Raw genomic sequence first — 17,272 nt, 5'->3', positions numbered from 1 at the left:
GAGGGTCACTTCGCGGGCATCCGCCTGCGTTCTGTCACACCCCCGGTACACACTGGTGGGCGTGTCGACGATCACCGTGCAGCTCAAGCTCACACCCTCGCCGGAGCAGGCGGCGGTGCTGGGCGCGACGCTGCGCGCGCTCAACGACCACGCCACCCACGTGTCCCAGACCGCCCACCGCGAGGGTGTGGTCAAGAACCACCCTCCGCGCAAACTCACCTACCCAGGTCTGCGCGCCGCCGGAGTCGGGTCCCAGGCGGCCCAGTTGACCATCAAGAAGGTCGCCGACGCCTACACCACCCGTACCGCCAACCTGAAGGCCGGAAACCACGGGCCGCCCGGCTCCAAGCGGCGGCGACGCATCGAGTCGACCCCGGTCTCCTTCCGTCCCGAGGCGGCGCAGCCCTATGACGCGCGGAACCTGTCCTTGGCCCTGGACCAGCGCACGATCTCGCTGTGGACCCTCCGGGGACGGTTGAAGGACGTGCCGTTCGCGGGCTCGCCGGACCAGCTCAAGCTGCTGGCCGAGCACGAACGCGGCGAGTCCGACCTGCTGTGCCGGGACGGCGTCTGGTTCCTGCTGGTCAGCGTCCAGGTCCCCGACACCCCGGAGTACGCCCCGGACGGGTTTTTGGGGGTGGATCTGGGGATCGTCAATATCGCGACCACCTCCGACGGTGAGATCCTGGCCGGGCGCGGGCTCAACCGGTACCGCAGACGGCAGCAGCGCCTACGCGCCAAGCTCCAGACCAAGGGCACCAAGAGTGCCAAGCGGCTGCTCAAACGCCAGCGCCGTAGGGAGTCCCGCCGGGCGCGGGACGCCAACCATGTCATTTCCAAACGCATCGTGGCCGAGGCCGAACGCACCGGACGCGGCATCTCCCTCGAGGACCTGAGGGGGATTCGCGCCCGGGTACGGCAGAGGAAGCCCCAACGGGCCGCGCTGCACAGCTGGTCGTTCCACCAGCTCGGGAGTTTCATCACCTACAAGGCCCGGCGGGCCGGTGTGCCGGTGGTGCAGGTGAACCCCGCGCACTCCTCACGGGAGTGCGCCGAGTGTTCCCACACCCACCGGCGCAACCGGATCTCCCAGGCCCTGTTTACCTGCCGGTCGTGTGGCGTCGCCCGCGCACGCCGACCGGAACGCTTCCCGTGTCCTGGCCCGCCGTGGCCAGGCCGTGTGGAACGCGGGGCGGCAGTCATCCGCCCCTGACGATTCCTAGGGAGTTGTCTGGACGCGGGAGGTCGATCCGGCAGCCAGCCGGGCGCCTACCCGCAAACTCGGTCCCTTCAGGGCCGAGAAGCTGACGGGGAGAGGAGTTCGCGCAGCCGGTCGGCGTGCAGCCGGGCGGACTCGGCTGACTCCTTCGCCGCGGCGAGCTGGGTGCGCCACCGTGTGGCGGCGGAGTCCACGTCCCGAAGCAATCTGCGTCGCTCCGCTTCCCGTGCCGTCGCCACGGTGGTCCGCTCCCCGCCGTCCCTGATGTTGCCGACCAGGGCGCAGCCCAGTCCCGCCAGGGCCAGGAACCACGTCACGGGGGACATGGTCATCACCCCGAGGAGGGCGAACAGACCGGCCGCCCCCATCCCGCCCCACAGCAGGAGACGGTGGTCGGCCGCCGGCTGGTGGCGGTCGTCGATCCGCTGCTTGGCCCTCGCCAGGTCGCCGCGGTCGGCGCCGTCGGCGGTCAGCGTCACGCGTGTGCCGCTCACCGCGACCGTGGAGGTCTCGGGGACCGGTTCGGTGGCCTCGGCCAGCAGGGACTCGACGCTCTCCAGGGCCGAGGCGCGCTGGAGGGCGAGCGCCAGGGTGCGGCGGTGCGCGGGGGCGTCGTCCCGCGCCAGGTCCTCGTCGAGCAGCCCGGAGACCGTGCCTACCGTGTCCCCCCAGGTCGGCTGAGGTCCGGCGCCGCCACCGGACTCGATCACCGCCCGCAGCTCCCGGGCCCGGACCAGCAGGGGAGCCTCCTCGGGGCCGCCCTCCTCGACGAGCAGGCGCAGGGCCGACTCCACGAACTCGACGCTGACCGCGTCGGGGGCGAGTGCCCCCTCGGGTGCGCTCCCGGCGTCCAGGGAGGCGATCCGGGTGACGTTGTCGCGCATCGCGGCCAGGGCGGCGGCCGCGTTCAGCCGTCCGGCCAGCTCCTGCGGGGTGTCCGACCGGCGGGAGCGCCTCGGAGGCCGTTCGCCGTCCCCGCGCATGTCGGGCGTGCGCAGCGCGGCGGAGGCCGGGGCCGCCACCCCCTCCTGAGACCAGTGGCGCGCGGTCGACAGCAGCAGGTGCTCGCGGGCGTCGTCGCCGAAGGCGCCGTCGGCGGTCAGCATCCACAGGGCGCGCTGGCCGCGCGTGACCTCGGCCGTCGGCACGGGGAGGTGGGGGAGGAGGCCGAGGACCAGGCTCCCGCCGAGGGCCCGGGCGTGTTCGGCGCTGGTGAGTGTGAGGGTGAGCGCGGCGAAGTGGCGGGCGCGGACCTCGTCGCGCTCGGCGGCCTGGTCGAAGCGGACCCGGGCGGCGCCGGGGTCGCCGGAGAGGAGGGCGTGCAGACCGTGGGCGGCGGGCACGAGCCAGTAGTCGGCGGTGTCGGCCAGGTCGAGGCGGGCGGGCAGGGACCCGTCCAGCATCTGGAGGGTGCGGTGCCGGGCGATCGCGGGCGCGTCGAACATGGCCAGCGTGGCGCGGATGTCGCTCAGCTCGACGAAGGCGTCCAGGGTGGAGGAGACGCGGTCGAGCCGCTGTTCCAGGCTTCCCCGCAGCGAGGACAGCTCCGACTTCACGCGGCGGCGCTGGTGCGCGATGGAGGCGTGGGCGCTCTCCAGATCATCCTCGAGCTCCCGGATCCTCCGGTTCTGCGCGTAGTCGACGAAGTCCATCCCTGGTTCCCCTCCGCTGTGTGGTCGACGGCGGCTCACGCCCGGGGGTCAGACGTGCCGCGCGCGTGCGCGGTTCGCCCGCGGACCGGTTGGTGACCGCGTCGTGACCTTCCGCTCCCAGCGCCTGGGAGGAACGGGCGCGGTGTCCGTCCGTGGCGGTACGCTCCTGGCGGGGTCGCGCAGGTCGCGGTGGCTCGGTGTCGGCGGACGAGGACAGTGGGGACATGGCGGAACAGGGATCGGGCATGGCGGTACCGGCGGAGTCCGGCCCGGGTACGAGCGGCAGCCTGCGTGCGGCGCGGCGCATGCTCCAGTTGCAAAGCAGCCTGGTCGCACTGCTTGGGACCAAACCCTTCAGCCAGATCACCTACAAGGAGATCACCGAGGGCGTCGACATCGACCGCTCGACCGTCTACCGGTACTACAACCACAAGAACCAGGTGCTCCAGGCCGCCGTCGACGTGCGGTTGACCGCCTTCGCCTCCCGGGTGGACCTCACCTTCGGCCGCAGGGAGACCGTCGACGGCTACATGGGCCGCCTGATCGACTCCTGGGTGGGCCTGTGGCTGGAGTCGGGAACACTGCTGGCGGCGGCCTCGGGCATGGGCGCGGAACCGGGGCCGCAGCGGGACTGGTGGCGTGCGCGCGTCGAGCCGTGGGTCGAGGCGGTACGCGAGGCGATCGAGGTCGCCCGGTACGTGGAGGAGCTGCCCGACGACGGGCGCCCGGCGCGCCCGCTCGCGGAGATGATCGTGGGGATGTGCCTGTCCACGTTCAACGGAGAGCTGACCGTGGAGCACACCGCGGAGCACCGCCGGGTCGTGCGGGACCTGCTCCTGGACGCCGTGCTGCGCACGATGGGCCGGGTCTAGGGGAGCGGTGCTCAGACCCCCTGGCGGGCGACGCCGCCGAAGGTGCCCACCACCGCGCCGAGCGCGAACATGGACGCCTCGTCCTCGTCCATGTGCACGATCCCGGCGGGAACGCGTACCCGGTAGGGCTTGGCCTCACCGCGGAGGATCTCCAGGCCGTCGATGATCCTCTGCCCCTGCAACATCAGGAGCGCTTCCTCGACCCTGCCCGTGCGGTCGCCGCGTGACCAAATCGACATGTGCTCACCCTAACGACCGCCCGGGCCCGGGACAACGCCGCCACGGTCGGGGCATCGGCGGTGGTCGGGGCGTGTGCGGGCCTGAGCTGGTCCGGAGCGCGGGACGCGTGTTCCGGTGGGGGAGGGGGTGGCGCAGGGGACGCGGGCGGTTGTCCCGGAGGGCGGCGGCGGTGCATTCTGGCCGAGCTCTCCGGACCGGTGGGGCTGGAGGCGGTGCCCGTACTCCACCCAGGGATGGAGCCCTCCCCAGCCACGCCAACGAGCCTCGATCATCTCCTGCGAACCCGAATGGACCGTGGTCGACCGGGCCGCAGGCACACCGGGACACGGTCGCGCGTCCCGTCGTGCCACGCGGCCCGGGTCGTCCCGGACCCGGCCCCGGGATGGTTCGCGGCGCCCGGGGAGCGGACGGGTGCGCCCGTCAGGGCTGAGCCGAGCGGGGGGCGAGGCGGACGCGGGCTCGCGGCGCCGCGGTGCCCGTGTACAGCAGGGTGCCGCCGTCGGGGGAGACCAGACGCCAGTGGGCGCCGTCGGCCGCGAGGGCGCCGGTGTTCCACGCGAGGCCGTCGGTGGTGACCTCCCACTCCAACTCCCGGGAGACCAGTCCGGTCAGGGGGTGGTCGACCAGGTGGGGGAGCCAGTCGGGCAGTTCCCACTCGTGTCTGGCGTCCCGGAGGCCGCCGAGGCGGGCGCGCTGGGCCTTGAGTTCGGTCCGCACGAGCTTGGCGAGCTCCTGGACCTTCCTCAGCTGGTCCGGGTGGTCCTCACGCAGGGCCCTGGGGGCGCGCTTGGCGATCGTGCCGCCGGGTTCGGTGAAGGTCAGGGCGGCGCCGTCCGCGGTCGCGGTCAGGGTCAGGGTGTGCTGACCCAGCCGCCGCGTGAGCGTGCCGTCGCGGTCCAGGCCGAAGTCGGGGACGGACCGGTCGGCGAGCTGGACGTCGGACAGGCGTTGGCGGTGGCCCGCCCCGCGCAGGGCCTTCTCGATCTCCGCGCGTTGGGCCCGCGTGTCCGGTGTGGTGCGGATGTCGGTCCCGATCCTGGTGAGGGCGGGGATGGCGGACCCGGCCCGCAGCGAGCTCAGAGTGGATGACAATCCCTCGTGGCCCCAGACCAGGGAGTGCACGCGGTGCCCGAGGGGCCAGAGCCGGGTGATGAGCTCCTCCAGCAGGTCGACGGCCCACGGGACCGCGGCGGCCGGGCGCGTGGTCAGAACACGCAGGACCCCCTTGACCAGGACCGTGGCGTGGACGGTGAGGTGGATCGTGTGTCGGGGGTGTCCGCGCCGGCCCCCGACGCCCGCCTGGCCGTGTTCTCCGTCGACGTCGGGGAGCTCGAGGAGCGGTTCGAGGACGCGGCGGAGGACGTCGTCGACGTCGGGAACGGCGTCCAGGTACGCGGGCAGGGCGCTTTCCCAGTCGGGGCCCTTCAGGGGACGGAGGCCGTGCACGAACAGCGCGGTGACGGCGGGGGAGGAGGTGATGTCGGGGTGGGTGGTGTGCAGGAGGTTGAGGAAGCGGTCGTCTCGGTAACCCAGGACCTCGTCGGCGGGCCCCAGAGGGCGCCCCAGGTCGAGGAGAAGCGCCAGGAGTTCGTGGTGGGTTCGTTCCCGCGACCAGTGCTCGTGGGGGTCGTTCGAGAACCGGGCGGCGATCCGGGCGGCCATCGCGTGCACGTCGTCGGCGACCGCCCGCAGGGTGGCCGGGTCGGCCGCCTGGCACGCCCTGACCGCCAGGTCGGGTGAGGACGCGCCCAGGGGAACCGACCTCAGGAGCAGGGGGAGGGTGCTGGTGCTCCACACCTGCGGATGCTTCTCGAAGTGGCGGCGCACCCCGTGGTGGTTCTGCCGGGGGTCGCGCGCGCGTGCTGTGTCGCCGCCTGCCGGGGAGACCGGCGCAAGGCTCGCGTTGGACCACACGACGAGCCGGGCCACGTCGTCGGTGTCGAGTCGTTCCAGGAGTTCGTCCAGCCTGGACTCGGGCTTGCGGCTTCGCACCCCCCAGGACAGGAGCGGCGCGCCGTCGGGTAGAGCCGCCACCTCGCGCTCGAACTCGGCGACGAGGCCGGGCAGCGCGGGTGTGAAGAGGTCGGCGGCCAGGTCGGCGGCCTCGGGGAGGAGGTCGTACTCCTCGGCCATCCGGTCAGCCCACGCGCGGGCCTCGGGAGCGGTGACGTTCATCGGCGCTTTCCTTCAGGGTGGTCGGTGCGCCAGGGGATCCTAGCGCTGACCGGGGACACGCGTTCGACGTGCGTTCGGGTCCCCCGCTCCCGATCTCTGTGAATCTACGACGTAAAGGTGGCGCTTCGGTCCCGTCAAACCCTTTCCACCGAATCCCCCACACACGCCGACCCTGATCCGTAGGGTGGTTGCGCGCGGAATCGCGCGAGCGCCGGTGTGGGGCGGGTGGACGGTTGCCCCACACCGGTTCGGGTGCGCTCCTCGCGCGTCCCGGGTCAGCTTCGCTGGCCGAGGATCCAGTGGCCGCCGGAGGACCAGCCCAGGAAACGGCGCGCCGACCTCGGGTCCCACTCCACCAGCGCGCCGTACTCCAGTACCTGGCGCAGCCCGCCCAGTACGGGGGTCAGCCGTTCACGGGTGAGGAGCGGCCTCCCGTCCAGGCGTTCCTCCATCCACCCGAGGATCTCCCGCTGCTCCCCCTCGGGGCACCGGGACAGGAAGAACAGGCACTGCCGCCACGCGAACGCCGCGTTCTTCACGTGTCCCAGCGGCAGGGCCACGCGCGGCAGACGCTCCACCGCCGCCTCGGCCACCGTGTAGGCCCGCCTGGCGGCCTCCGCCCAGCCGTGGCGCGGCCGCGCGCCGACGCTCACCAGGGCGGCGAGGTTGTGGGTGGTGAGGATCTGCGCCTGCTCGATCACCATGCCGTTGCCCGCCACCCCGAACCGGGAGTCCCCGGCGCGCCTGCGGCACAGGTCCGCGAACGGCGTCGACGACCGTCGCGTGGTGGTGCGCTCCTCCTCCGCCGCCACCAGCACCTCCGCGCCGTCGATGCCGTAGTAGCGGGCGTACAGGCTCCCGTCCGTCAGCTCGGCGGCCATCGCGGCCGCGCGGAGGAACTTGGGCGAGAACCTGCCCATGAAGATGTCGGCGGCCAGTTCCTCCAGGAAGGGCGGGGCGCCCTCCACGCCCCGGGCCAGGCCGTTGAGCGCGCTCACCATCGGGTTCGGCACGAGGGTGCCCGGAAAACGGGTCAGCAGTGTGGTGCCGAGCTGGGGCAGCAGGTCCCGGACCGCCGCCGCGCGGGCGTTCCCACGCGTCCGGTAGCCGTGGGTCTCCCGGATCCAGGGCAGTTCGTGTTCGCGCACCTGGTGTCGCAGGTTGAGCAGCAGAAGCGAACGCCGGTTGCGGAAGGCCCGGTGGTGGGCGCGCAGGAGCCGGGAGAGCGCGGGGTCGGCGACGGCGGCCGTCTCGGCCTCGGCGGTCAGGGCGGGGACCACCGAGGCCAGGACCTCAGCCGACGGGATGACCCCCCGTTCGACCAGTTCGTCGGGGGTGCCCGCGCTGGCGCGGGCGATGATCGCACGCAGTGGCGCGGGGATCGGCCAGGCGCCCGGGACACCCTCCGCCGCGGTCGTGGGGCGCAGGACCGCGTCGGTGTCGGTGATCCCGGAACCGCCGGGCAGGGAAGCGAGCCGATCCAGCAGGACCCGGGACAGGACGTCGTGCGTGGGCCGGGCCGCGTGCTCGGCCTGTTCGCGGCGCACCGCCGTGTGCCGGTCCGAGCCCGGGACACCGCGCTTGCGCACCATGGCGTCGACGGCGTGCTGGAGCAGGCCCCGGAGACGTGGCGAGGGGCCGGTCCCCTCCGCCGCCTCCCTCAGGGCGGTGAGCAGGATGGCGAGGTTCTCCCTGGGCTTGCGGTGCTTGGTGCACAGGGTGTGTTCGGCGGCCAGGCGGGTGTACTCCTCCAGCAGCGTCCTCGCGCGCCCGAGCCAGTTACCCCGGCGCCGGGCGTCGACACGGCCGTCGGCCACGGTCTCCAGCCAGTGCGCCAGCACCCGGTCGGCGAACGGGTTCCACACCGCCAGGGCCTCCTGCTGGGCCTTGGGCCGGTTGGTGGCGGCGTCGGTCCTGTGCGCGCGCTCCCCGAGCGGGTGGCGGACGTCGTCGACGGTGTCGCGGAAGACGGTGCCCGCTGGCGTGTCCTGCCGGGGTGCGGGGCGGGGGGTGAGGCACAGTCGGTCGGCGAACGGCTCGACCGCTGCCAGGACCCGCAGCGCGGCGGCGGTCTGGCCGACCCGCAGCAGCCAGGCGACGGTGAGCAGCGCGCCCTGTTCGGGCAGGTCGATCGTGTAGTCGCCGCTGTCGAGCAGGGCGTCGAGTTCGGCGAGCCCCTCGTCGGTGAGCAGGTGGGCGTGGACGGCCCGGCGCTCGGCGGGCAGACCGTGACGGGTGGCCAGGTCCTCCTCGTGGGGACGCAGGGGGCCGCCCGCGGCGGCGGCGCCGGTGGCGAAGCCGCCGTGCACGACCTCGGGGGTGACCCAGGCGGGGAGGCCTTGGACGGGGGTACGGGAGCCGATGGTCAGGGTTCCGTCGCCCATGCCCTCGACGACGCGGGTCCACGCCTCGGCGCGGGCGCGCGCCGACGCGCGCACGTCGGGATCCTCGTGGTCGAACGCGGTGGTCAGGGCCGCGGCCAGCCGCCCGGAGGGGTAGTCCCGGCCGACCGCCTTGGGGGTGCTGTCAGGGTTCATGCCAGCGCGGCGGGTCCTGCCCCCGCGTCCCCCGGACAGGAGCCGGTGCTCTGCTGACTGAGCTACGCGCCGTACGGCCAGCGTGGCGGGTTCCGCCCCCGCGTCCTCCCGGTCCCAAGCCGGGTGCTCTGCTGACTGAGCTACACGCTGTGTCGGACCCGGAGCCTAACAGGGGACACCCGGGGCGGCGCCACCGGTTTTTCCGGGGCCGGGCCGGGGCGGGTGCGACCCGGTGGGGCGCACCCGCGCCGGGTTCAGCGGGTCTTGACGATCGTGGCGAGCAGGCCGGCGATGATCATCATCGACAGGCTCACGATCATGAGCACGACCGCGATGGTTCCGATCATGGTGTGTCCTTACGTTCGTCGTTTCCGGGCACCGTGTCTACGCGCGCCGGTGCCCGACGCGCCGGTGCCGCGTGGGAACGGGATGCGGCGCGTACCTCTTCGCCGCGTAACCTTATCTCGGCTCGTGGCGGGGTGTGCGCCGGGTCGTCGCTGTGAACGTGCGGGTCGGCGGGGCCGTCCTCGGGCCGGTGTGGGGGCTGGTGGGCGCGCGGCCGTTCGTGGTCCGATGGAGGTATGGGCACACGCGGAGTCCTCATCGACATCGACGGCGTCCTGACCGTGTCGTGGCGGCCGGTCCCGGGCGCGGCGGAGGCGCTGGACCGGTTGCGGCGGGCGGGGTTGCGCACGGTCCTGCTGACCAACACCACCTCCCGTACGCGCGCCTCGATCGCCGAGACGCTGCGCGGGGCGGGGTTCGACGTGTCCGAGGACGACGTGCTGACCGCGCCCACCGCGTTGGCCGCCTACCTGGCGGGGCACCACCCGGGGGCGCGGTGCCGTCTGGTCAACAGCGGGGACATCCGCGCCGACCTGGACGGGGTGGACCTGGTCGGGGAGGACCCGGACGTGGTGGTCATCGGAGGGGCCGGGCCGGAGTTCGACTACGCGACGATGGACGCGGCCTTCAACGACCTGCGCTCCGGCGCGCGTCTGGTGGCCATACACCGGAACATGTACTGGCGGACGGCGGAGGGGATGCGGCTGGACGCCGGTGCCTTCGTGGTGGCGCTGGAGCGTGCCGCCGGGGTGGCGGCGGAGGTGGTGGGCAAGCCCGCGGAGGCGTTCTTCACGGCGGCGCTGGAGCGGTTGGGCGTCCCGGCCAAGGACACGGTGATGGTGGGCGACGACGTGGTCAGTGACGTGTTGGCCGCCCAGCGGGTGGGGATCACCGGGGTCCTGGTGCGCACGGGCAAGTTCGAGGAGGGCGTGTTGGACCGCATCGAGGGGATGCCCGATCACGTGGTGGCGTCGTTCGCGGACGTGCCCTCCTTGCTGGAGGCGGACGGGGCGCCGCCCGACCAGGAGGACCAGGTCCGCTGATAGGCCTGGACCAGCCACCGGTCCGCCCAGTCGGTGTCCGGTCGATCCGGCAGGCGGGTGGTCTCGCACAGGGCGGCGAGCCGGTCCTCCAGTTCGTGGGCGCGGTCCAGGGCCTCCCGCTTGGTGTGTTCGCCCCGGCGCAGGGCGCGCAGCCAGGAGCGGTCGGGTTCGGGGACGGGCAGGGTGAGGTCGCCGGTCACCATGAGTTCCACGCCCTGGAGGCCGAGCCGGACCATGTGGTAGGCGTACTTGGTGTCGAAGCCGTGGACGGCCTCCAGTTCGGGGCGGTTGGTGTGCCGGCCGCCCCGGGTGCCGTCCAGGCGTTCGCGCTGGGCGCGCAGGTAGCCGAGGAAGCGGTGGCCCGCCCGGCGGGAGATCAGGCGGTGGCGGTGGGCACGCAGGTCGCGGCCCAGGTCGGTGAGGGTGACGATCTCCGTCTCGGGGACGAAGAGCGGCAGCAGCACGGTGGGGTTGCCGTCCAGGGCCAGGCGGGTCCATTTGCGCAGGGAGTACACGGTCAGTTCGAGGTCGTCGGCGGCCGAGCGGACGTGGTCGGGCTGGGCGCGGTACATGTACTGCTCGAAGGAGCGCAGGCCCACGACGTACTCGGGCGGTTCCACACAGATGCCCATCTCGTCGCGGTCGCTGGCCCCGTCGACGGCGAGGCCGTGGACGGTGGAGCCGACCTGACAGCGCAGGATGGTGCCGCGCTCGGCGATGCGGGCGGACTCGGGGCTGGAGTGCTTCACGGGGCTCCTTGGCGGTCCTGTCGGGAACCGGGGTGTTCGCGCACGTTAGCGCGTGCGCGCGGGTGCGGGCGAAGGGTTATCGGCCCGCCGGCCCTTGCCCTCGTGGGATCGAGACCGTTTACTGGTCGGGCGCCGCCGGGTGCCGGTGGTGCGGCTGATCGACCACGGAAAGCAGAACTGTGTCCTCCAACGCCCCCAAGATCGACACCTCCATCCCCCACAACGCCCGTATCTGGAACTACTGGTTGGGCGGGAAGGACAACTACCCGGTGGACCGGGAGATGGGTGAGCAGATCCGCTCGTTCTTCCCCGAGATCGTGGACAACGCGGTGGCCGACCGCGGTTTCCTCGTCCGCGCGGTGACCTATCTGGCGGCGGAGGAGGGGGTGCGGCAGTTCCTCGACGTCGGGACGGGGCTGCCCACGCACAACAACACCCACGAGGTCGCCCAGTCGGTGGCGCCGGAGTCGCGGGTGGTGTACGTGGACAACGATCCGCTGGTGCTCGCGCACGCCCGTGCGCTGCTGACCGGGACCGGTGAGGGCGTCACCGACTACGTGGACGCCGATCTGCGCGACCCCGAGGCGATCCTGGCCGCCGCGTCCCGCACACTGGACCTGTCCCGGCCGGTGGGTCTGATGCTGCTCGGCGTGATCAACTTCGTCGACGACGACGCCGAGGTCCGCTCGATCCTGGACCGTCTGCTGGCCGCCCTGGCCCCGGGCAGCTTCCTGGTGATCTCCCACCCCGTCGACGACATCGACCACGAGCGCGCCCACGAGGTCGCCGCGGCGTGGAACGAGAAGGGGACGCCCAAGCTGACGGTCCGTTCGGCGGCGGGAGTCCGGGAGCTCTTCGACGGTCTGGAGCTGCTGGAGCCGGGGGTGGTCTCGTGCTCCCTGTGGCGTGCCGGGGAAGCCGAGGTGGGCGAGCTGCGCCCGGTGGCCGAGTATGGGGGCGTGGCCCGAAAGGACTAGGGTCTGTTTTTTTGGAACGGTCACCTGAGGGGGCGCCCGAACACGGGCCGAAGCGGGGCGCAGGCCCCAAAAACACTGCCTAGCCGGGACGCGCGCGTGCCCCGCACCTGTGGACGGGGTGCGGGGCACGCGTGGTTCCCGCGGTGTCAGCGGGGGCGCTGGTCGATGATGCGGCGGAACTTGCCGACGGACCGTTCGATGCCCTCGGGGTCGACGACGTCGACGGTGACGCTGACGCCGACCCGGTCCTTGACGGTGGCCGTGATCCGCTGGGCGAGTTCGGTGCGCTGCGCCCCGGTGGTCTCGGGGCGGGCTTCCACACGCACGGCCATCCGGTCCAGGCGCCCCTCGCGGGTGAGGACGAGTTGGAAGTGCGGTGCGAGCCCGTCCAGGCCCAGGACGATCTCCTCGATCTGGGTGGGGAAGACGTTGACGCCGCGCAGGATGATCATGTCGTCGCTGCGGCCGGTGACCTTGTCCATGCGGCGCATGGGGCGGGCGGTGCCCGGGCGCAGGGTGGTCAGGTCGCGGGTGCGGTAGCGGATGACGGGCATGGCCTGCTTGGTCAGGGAGGTGAAGGCGAGTTCGCCGTACTCACCGTCGGGCAGGACCTCGTGGGTGACCGGGTCCAGGATCTCGGGCAGGAAGTGGTCCTCCCAGACGTGCAGGCCGTCCTTGGTCTCCACGCACTCGTTGGCCACGCCGGGGCCCATGACCTCCGACAGGCCGTAGATGTCGACGGCGTGCAGGTCGAAGCGTTCCTCGATCTCCTGGCGCATCTGCTCGGTCCAGGGTTCGGCGCCGAAGATCCCGACTCTGAGGGAGGTCGTGCGCGGGTCGACGCCCTGGCGCTCGAACTCGTCGAGCAGGGTGAGCATGTAGCTGGGGGTGACCATGATGATCTCGGGGCGAAAGTCCTGGATCAGCTGGACCTGCTTGGCGGTCTGTCCGCCGGAGGCGGGGATGACGGTGCAGCCGAGCTTCTCCGCGCCGTAGTGGGCGCCCAGTCCGCCGGTGAACAGTCCGTACCCGTAGGCGACGTGCACCTTGTGGCCGGGGCGGCCGCCGGCGGCGCGGATGGAGCGGGCGACGACGGTCGCCCAGGCGTCGATGTCGTCCTTGGTGTAGCCGACGACGGTGGGCCGCCCGGTGGTGCCGCTGGAGGCGTGGATGCGGCTGACGCGCTCCTGGGGGACGGCGAACATGCCGAAGGGGTAGTGGTCGCGCAGGTCGGCCTTGGTGGTGTGCGGGAAGTGCCGCAGGTCCGCCAGTTCCTTGAGGTCGGAGGGATGGACCCCGGCCTCGTCGAAGGTGCGCTTGTAGAAGGGCACGTTGGTGTAGGCGTGCTCCAGGCTCCACCGCAGGCGCTCCAGCTGCAGGGCGCGCAGTTCGTCGACACCCATGCGCTCGGCCGGGTCCAGGAGTTCGGGTGCGGGTGCCTGCCCGAGGCGTGTGCGCGGTGCGGCACCGGTCGACCGCCGGATGGTGTCGTCGATGGCCATATGAGACTCTCCGTGGTGCGGAGCGCGGAGGGCCGCCACGCCGGACGGAAGGGCGCGGCGGCGCGAACGCCGCGCATTCGAGGTGGGCGCCGGTCCGCTACGGGGCGGGCCGACTTGCTTACTTACCGAACGTTCGGTTACTAATGCATTAATGCAGTCTCCGGGCAGCCGTGTCAAGGAGAGGTGTCGATGAGTTCACACGAGACGGTGGCCCAGGCCACCGCCGTCAACATGGGAGGCCCCGCGTGAGCGACGTCTACTTGGTCGACGGGGTGCGCACCCCGCAGGGGCGGTACGGAGGCGCGCTGGCGGCCGTGCGGCCCGACGACCTGGCGGCCACGGCGGTGGCCGAGGCCGTGCGCAGGTCCGGTGTCCCCGGTGGGTCCGTGGACGAGGTCATCCTCGGCGCCGCCAACCAGGCGGGAGAGGACAACCGCAACGTCGCGCGGATGGCGGCGCTGCTGGCGGGCCTGGACCCGTCCGTGCCCGGGTACACCGTCAACCGCCTGTGCGCCAGCGGCCTGACCGCGGTGGCCTCCGCGGCCCAGGCCATCCGCGCCGGTGAGGCCGACGTGGTGGTCGCGGGCGGTGTGGAGTCGATGACCCGCGCCCCCTGGGTCATGGCCAAGCCCGGCACCCCCTGGGCCAAGCCGGGCGAGGTCGCCGACACCTCGCTGGGCTGGCGCTTCACCAACCCCCGGTTCGCCGACCACGACGCCCAGGCCCCCGCCGACGCCGCCCCGAACGACCTGCGCTACACGCTGTCGATGGGCGAGACCGCCGAGGAGGTCGCCGTCCTGGAGGGGCTGACGCGCCAGGAGTGCGACGCCTTCGCCCTGCGCAGCCACCAGCGCGCCGTCGCCGCAGCCGAGGCGGGCCGGTTCGACCGCGAGATCGTCCCGGTCACCGTCACCGGCCGCAAGGGCGCCACCCACGAGGTCACCGCCGACGAGGGGCCCCGCCCCGACACCGACGAGGCGTCCCTGGCCAAGCTGCGCCCGGTCTTTCGCAAGGGCGGCATCGTCACGGCGGGCAACTCCTCCTCCCTGTCCGACGGCGCCTCCGCCCTGGTGCTGGCCAGTGCCGAGGCCGTCCAGCGCCACGGCCTGACCCCGCGCGCCCGCGTGGTGGCCTCAGCCTCGGCCGGTGTGCCCCCGCAGGTCATGGGCCTGGGTCCGGTGCCCGCCACCGAGAAGGTGCTCGCCCGCGCCGGGTGGAAGCTGGACGAGGTCGGCTCGGTGGAGCTCAACGAGGCCTTCGCCGCCCAGTCCCTGGGCGTGGTGCGGCAGCTGGGGCTCGACCCCGAGCGGGTCAACGCCGACGGCGGCGCGATCGCCTTGGGCCACCCGCTGGGCAGCTCCGGCGCGCGCATCCTCATCACCCTGCTGGGCCGGATGGAGCGCGAGGACACCCGGCGCGGCCTGGCCACCCTGTGCGTGGGGGTCGGCCAGGGCGCCGCCCTCCTGGTCGAGCGGGTCTGAGGGGGGCTGATGAGCGACGTCAAGGACGGCGGCGAGGGCACCGCCGACGAGGACGGCGGCTTCGCGACGCTGCGCGTGGACTGGCGCGAGGACCGCGTGGTGGTGGAGCTGTACCGCCCGAAGGCCCGCAACGCGATCAACGGGGCGATGATCGCCGAGCTGCACGAGGTGTGCGCCCGGGTGGAGGCCGATCCCCGGCCCCTGTTGCTGACCGGTCACGGAGACGTGTTCGCCGGCGGCGCCGACATCGCCGAACTGCGTGACCGCGGTCGCGCCGAGGCGATGGCCGGGATCAACAGCCGCCTGTTCGAGCGGCTGCACCGGCTCCCGGCGCCCACCGTGGCCGCGGTCGACGGCTTCGCCCTGGGCGGGGGCGCCGAACTGTCCTACGCCTGCGACATCCGTCTGGCCACGCCCGCCGCGGTGTTCGCCCAGCCCGAACCGGGGCTGGGCATCATCGCGGGCGCGGGGGCGTGCTGGCGGCTGAGGGAGCTGGTCGGGGCGTCGGTCGCCAAGCAGGTGCTCCTGGGCGGGTTCCGGCTGGACGCCGAGGCGGCCCTGCGGCACGGCCTGGTCGCCGAGATCGTGCCCGCCGAGGAGCTGCGCGGGCGGGCACACGCCCTCCTCGATCGCATGGCCGCCTCCTCGGCGTTGGCGCTGCGGATGACCAAGATGGTGCTGGACGCCGACGGGGCGCACCCGATCGCCGACGACCTGACCCAGGCGGTGCTGTTCGAGAGCGCCGACAAGCACGACCGCATGACCCGTTTCCTGGAGAGGAAGAAGCGTTGAGCAGCACCGACACGGGCGTGCCCGCGACCGTCGCCGTCATCGGCGGCGGCACCATGGGCGCCGGTATCGTCCAGCAGTTCCTCACCCGCGGCGCGGACGTCGTGCTGGTGGAGGCCACCGCCGAGGCCGCCGAGGCGGGGCGGGGCCGGGTGGCCGCCGGCCTGGACAAGGCGCGCCAGCGCGGCAAGATCGACGCCGAGCCCGCCGCCTACCTGGAGCGGCTGACCACCGTCACCGACACCGCCGCCATTCCCACCGACACCGGCTTGGTCGTGGAGGCGGTCCCGGAACGGCCCGACCTGAAGATCGCGGTGCTCACCGCCGCCGAGGCCGCCGTGGGTGAGGAGACCGTCCTGGCCTCCAACACCAGTTCGCTGTCGGTGACCGACCTGGCCGCCGCGCTCAAGCGCCCCGGCCGGTTCCTGGGCACGCACTTCTTCAACCCCGTCCCGGCCTCCAAGCTGGTGGAGATCGTCACCGCCCCGGACACCGACGCCGGGGTCGTGGCCTCGGTGCGCGGCTGGGTCGGCGCCCTGGGCAAGACGGAGATCGTCGTGCGCGACGCCCCCGGGTTCGCCACCAGCCGCCTGGGCGTGGCCCTGGGGTTGGAGGCGATCCGGATGGTGGAGGAGGGCGTGGCCTCGCCCGCCGACATCGACACCGCCATGGAGCTGGGCTACCGGCACCCCATGGGGCCGCTGCGCCTGACCGACCTGGTCGGACTGGACGTGCGGCTGGCCATCGCCGAACACCTGGCCAGGGAACTGGGGGACCGGTTCACGCCACCCGAGCTGCTGCGCCGTAAGGTCGCCGAGGGAAGGCTCGGGAAGAAGACCGGGCAGGGCTTCCACAGCTGGGACGAGGGAGAGCAGGCGTGAGCGAACACAGGGCGGCGGAGTTCGAGGAGGCCGACGGGCTGGCCACGGTGCGGCTGAACAGCCCCGCGTTGACGGTCGCGGTCAAGGAGGAGCTGCTGGCGGCGCTACGCGCGGCCGCGGACTCGCGGACCGCGCGCGCGGTGCTGCTGCTGGGGTCGGAGCGGGCCTTTTGCGTGGGCCAGGACCTGGCCGAGCACGCCCGCGTCCTGAAGGAGGAGCCCGGGAAGGCGCTGACCACCGTCCGGGAGCACTACAACCGGATCGTCCTGGCCCTGGAGGAGATCCGGGTGCCGGTCGTGGTCGGTATCGGCGGGGCCTGCGTGGGCGCCGGGATGGGCTTCGCGCTCGCCGGTGACGTGCGGATCAGCGCACGCCGGGCGAAGTTCGGCACCGCGTTCACCGGGATCGGCCTGGCCTCGGACTCGGGGCTGGCCTACCGGCTGGTGCGTTCGCTCGGCCAGGCGCGGGCGATGGAGCTGATGCTGCTGGGCGACGTGGTCGGCGCCGACCGCGCGCTGGAGCTGGGGCTGGTCACCGAGGTCGTGGACGACGACGCCTGGGAGAAGCGCGCCCGTGAGGTGGCCGCGCGGCTGGCGTCGGGGCCCACCCGGGCGTTCGAGGCGGCCAAGCGCGAGGTGCGCGCGGCGGCGAGCGGCACCCGTGAGCTGCCCTCCCTGCTGGAGGAGGAGGCCGAGTTGCAGAACCGGCTGGGGGCGACCGCCGACCACGTCGGCGCGGTCAACTCCTTCCTCAACAAGGAGGCGCCGACCTTCACCGGTCGCTGACCTGCCCGATCCGGCCGCCGGGGGA

General features: G+C 73.0%; 13 protein-coding genes, 1 tRNA gene and 1 pseudogene. 8 read left to right on the top strand and 7 right to left on the bottom strand.

What is annotated here, in order from left to right; translation table 11 throughout:
* The first annotated feature begins 52 nt into the window (after positions 1-52).
* Positions 53-1,223, top strand: a pseudogene (locus KIK06_RS09090) (RNA-guided endonuclease InsQ/TnpB family protein).
* Positions 1,224-1,290: 67 nt separating this feature from the next.
* Here KIK06_RS09090 and KIK06_RS09085 read toward each other — a convergent pair.
* A complete protein-coding gene (locus KIK06_RS09085; RefSeq protein WP_268642791.1) occupies positions 1,291-2,871 on the bottom strand; it encodes a hypothetical protein in 1,581 nt (526 codons plus the stop codon).
* 305 nt (positions 2,872-3,176) lie between these two features.
* On the opposite strand from KIK06_RS09085, the gene KIK06_RS09080 reads away from it, so the two are divergent.
* Entirely contained in the window at positions 3,177-3,743 is a 567-nt protein-coding gene (locus KIK06_RS09080) for a TetR/AcrR family transcriptional regulator (RefSeq protein WP_327084680.1), read from the top strand.
* A gap of 11 nt (positions 3,744-3,754) precedes the next feature.
* Here the strand turns inward: KIK06_RS09080 and KIK06_RS09075 are convergent, their stop codons facing one another.
* The 4 genes from KIK06_RS09075 to KIK06_RS09060 all read right to left on the bottom strand — a co-directional run bounded on the left by KIK06_RS09075 (position 3,755) and on the right by KIK06_RS09060 (position 8,845).
* Positions 3,755-3,982 (bottom strand): hypothetical protein, encoded by a 228-nt coding sequence (locus KIK06_RS09075; RefSeq protein ID WP_040690830.1) that lies wholly within the window; start codon positions 3,980-3,982, stop codon positions 3,755-3,757.
* Positions 3,983-4,403: 421 nt separating this feature from the next.
* Positions 4,404-6,158, bottom strand: coding sequence for a DUF4132 domain-containing protein (locus KIK06_RS09070; protein WP_268642789.1), 1,755 nt, complete (start codon positions 6,156-6,158; stop codon positions 4,404-4,406).
* A gap of 275 nt (positions 6,159-6,433) precedes the next feature.
* The gene (locus tag KIK06_RS09065; RefSeq protein ID WP_268642787.1) at positions 6,434-8,695 is read right to left on the bottom strand and encodes a transcriptional regulator; all 2,262 of its coding nucleotides are present in this window, start codon (positions 8,693-8,695) and stop codon (positions 6,434-6,436) included.
* Positions 8,696-8,772: 77 nt separating this feature from the next.
* Positions 8,773-8,845: transfer RNA gene (locus KIK06_RS09060), tRNA-Pro, on the bottom strand.
* A gap of 431 nt (positions 8,846-9,276) precedes the next feature.
* Here KIK06_RS09060 and KIK06_RS09055 point away from each other — a divergent pair.
* Positions 9,277-10,083, top strand: coding sequence for a TIGR01458 family HAD-type hydrolase (locus tag KIK06_RS09055; protein ID WP_268642786.1), 807 nt, complete (start codon positions 9,277-9,279; stop codon positions 10,081-10,083).
* On the opposite strand, the gene KIK06_RS09050 is transcribed toward KIK06_RS09055, so the two are convergent.
* Positions 9,999-10,832 (bottom strand): nucleotidyltransferase domain-containing protein, encoded by an 834-nt coding sequence (locus tag KIK06_RS09050; RefSeq protein WP_268642784.1) that lies wholly within the window; start codon positions 10,830-10,832, stop codon positions 9,999-10,001. The genes KIK06_RS09055 and KIK06_RS09050 overlap by 85 nt on opposite strands.
* Before the next feature lie 179 nt (positions 10,833-11,011).
* Between KIK06_RS09050 and KIK06_RS09045 the strand changes: the two genes are divergently transcribed.
* Entirely contained in the window at positions 11,012-11,809 is a 798-nt protein-coding gene (locus tag KIK06_RS09045; RefSeq protein WP_268642783.1) for an SAM-dependent methyltransferase, read from the top strand.
* A 146-nt stretch (positions 11,810-11,955) separates the two neighbouring features.
* On the opposite strand, the gene paaK is transcribed toward KIK06_RS09045, so the two are convergent.
* On the bottom strand, positions 11,956-13,311 hold the full coding sequence (gene paaK / locus KIK06_RS09040; RefSeq protein ID WP_017600844.1) for a phenylacetate--CoA ligase PaaK: 1,356 nt from the start codon (positions 13,309-13,311) through the stop codon (positions 11,956-11,958).
* 245 nt (positions 13,312-13,556) lie between these two features.
* Here paaK and KIK06_RS09035 point away from each other — a divergent pair, with 245 nt between their 5' ends.
* Genes KIK06_RS09035 through KIK06_RS09020 form a run of 4 tightly spaced genes read left to right on the top strand, consistent with a single transcriptional unit; the run spans position 13,557 to position 17,247 of the window.
* Positions 13,557-14,792, top strand: coding sequence for a thiolase family protein (locus tag KIK06_RS09035; protein ID WP_268642782.1), 1,236 nt, complete (start codon positions 13,557-13,559; stop codon positions 14,790-14,792).
* A 9-nt stretch (positions 14,793-14,801) separates the two neighbouring features.
* On the top strand, positions 14,802-15,584 hold the full coding sequence (locus KIK06_RS09030; RefSeq protein WP_268642781.1) for an enoyl-CoA hydratase/isomerase family protein: 783 nt from the start codon (positions 14,802-14,804) through the stop codon (positions 15,582-15,584).
* Positions 15,581-16,462: a 3-hydroxyacyl-CoA dehydrogenase family protein gene (locus KIK06_RS09025; protein ID WP_268642779.1), complete on the top strand. Its 882-nt coding sequence runs from the start codon at positions 15,581-15,583 to the stop codon at positions 16,460-16,462. The genes KIK06_RS09030 and KIK06_RS09025 overlap by 4 nt, the downstream gene beginning before the upstream one ends.
* Complete coding sequence (locus KIK06_RS09020; protein WP_268642778.1) at positions 16,459-17,247, top strand: enoyl-CoA hydratase/isomerase family protein; 789 nt, start codon at positions 16,459-16,461, stop codon at positions 17,245-17,247. Before KIK06_RS09025 ends, KIK06_RS09020 begins: the two co-directional genes overlap by 4 nt.
* The last annotated feature ends 25 nt before the right edge of the window (positions 17,248-17,272 follow it).

Origin of the sequence: Nocardiopsis sp. EMB25, from assembly GCF_026797795.1 — a bacterium.
In the GTDB taxonomy this organism is placed as follows: domain Bacteria; phylum Actinomycetota; class Actinomycetes; order Streptosporangiales; family Streptosporangiaceae; genus Nocardiopsis; species Nocardiopsis lucentensis.
Note: the sequence above shows the minus strand (reverse complement) of the source record. Positions and strands in the feature narration are given on the sequence as shown.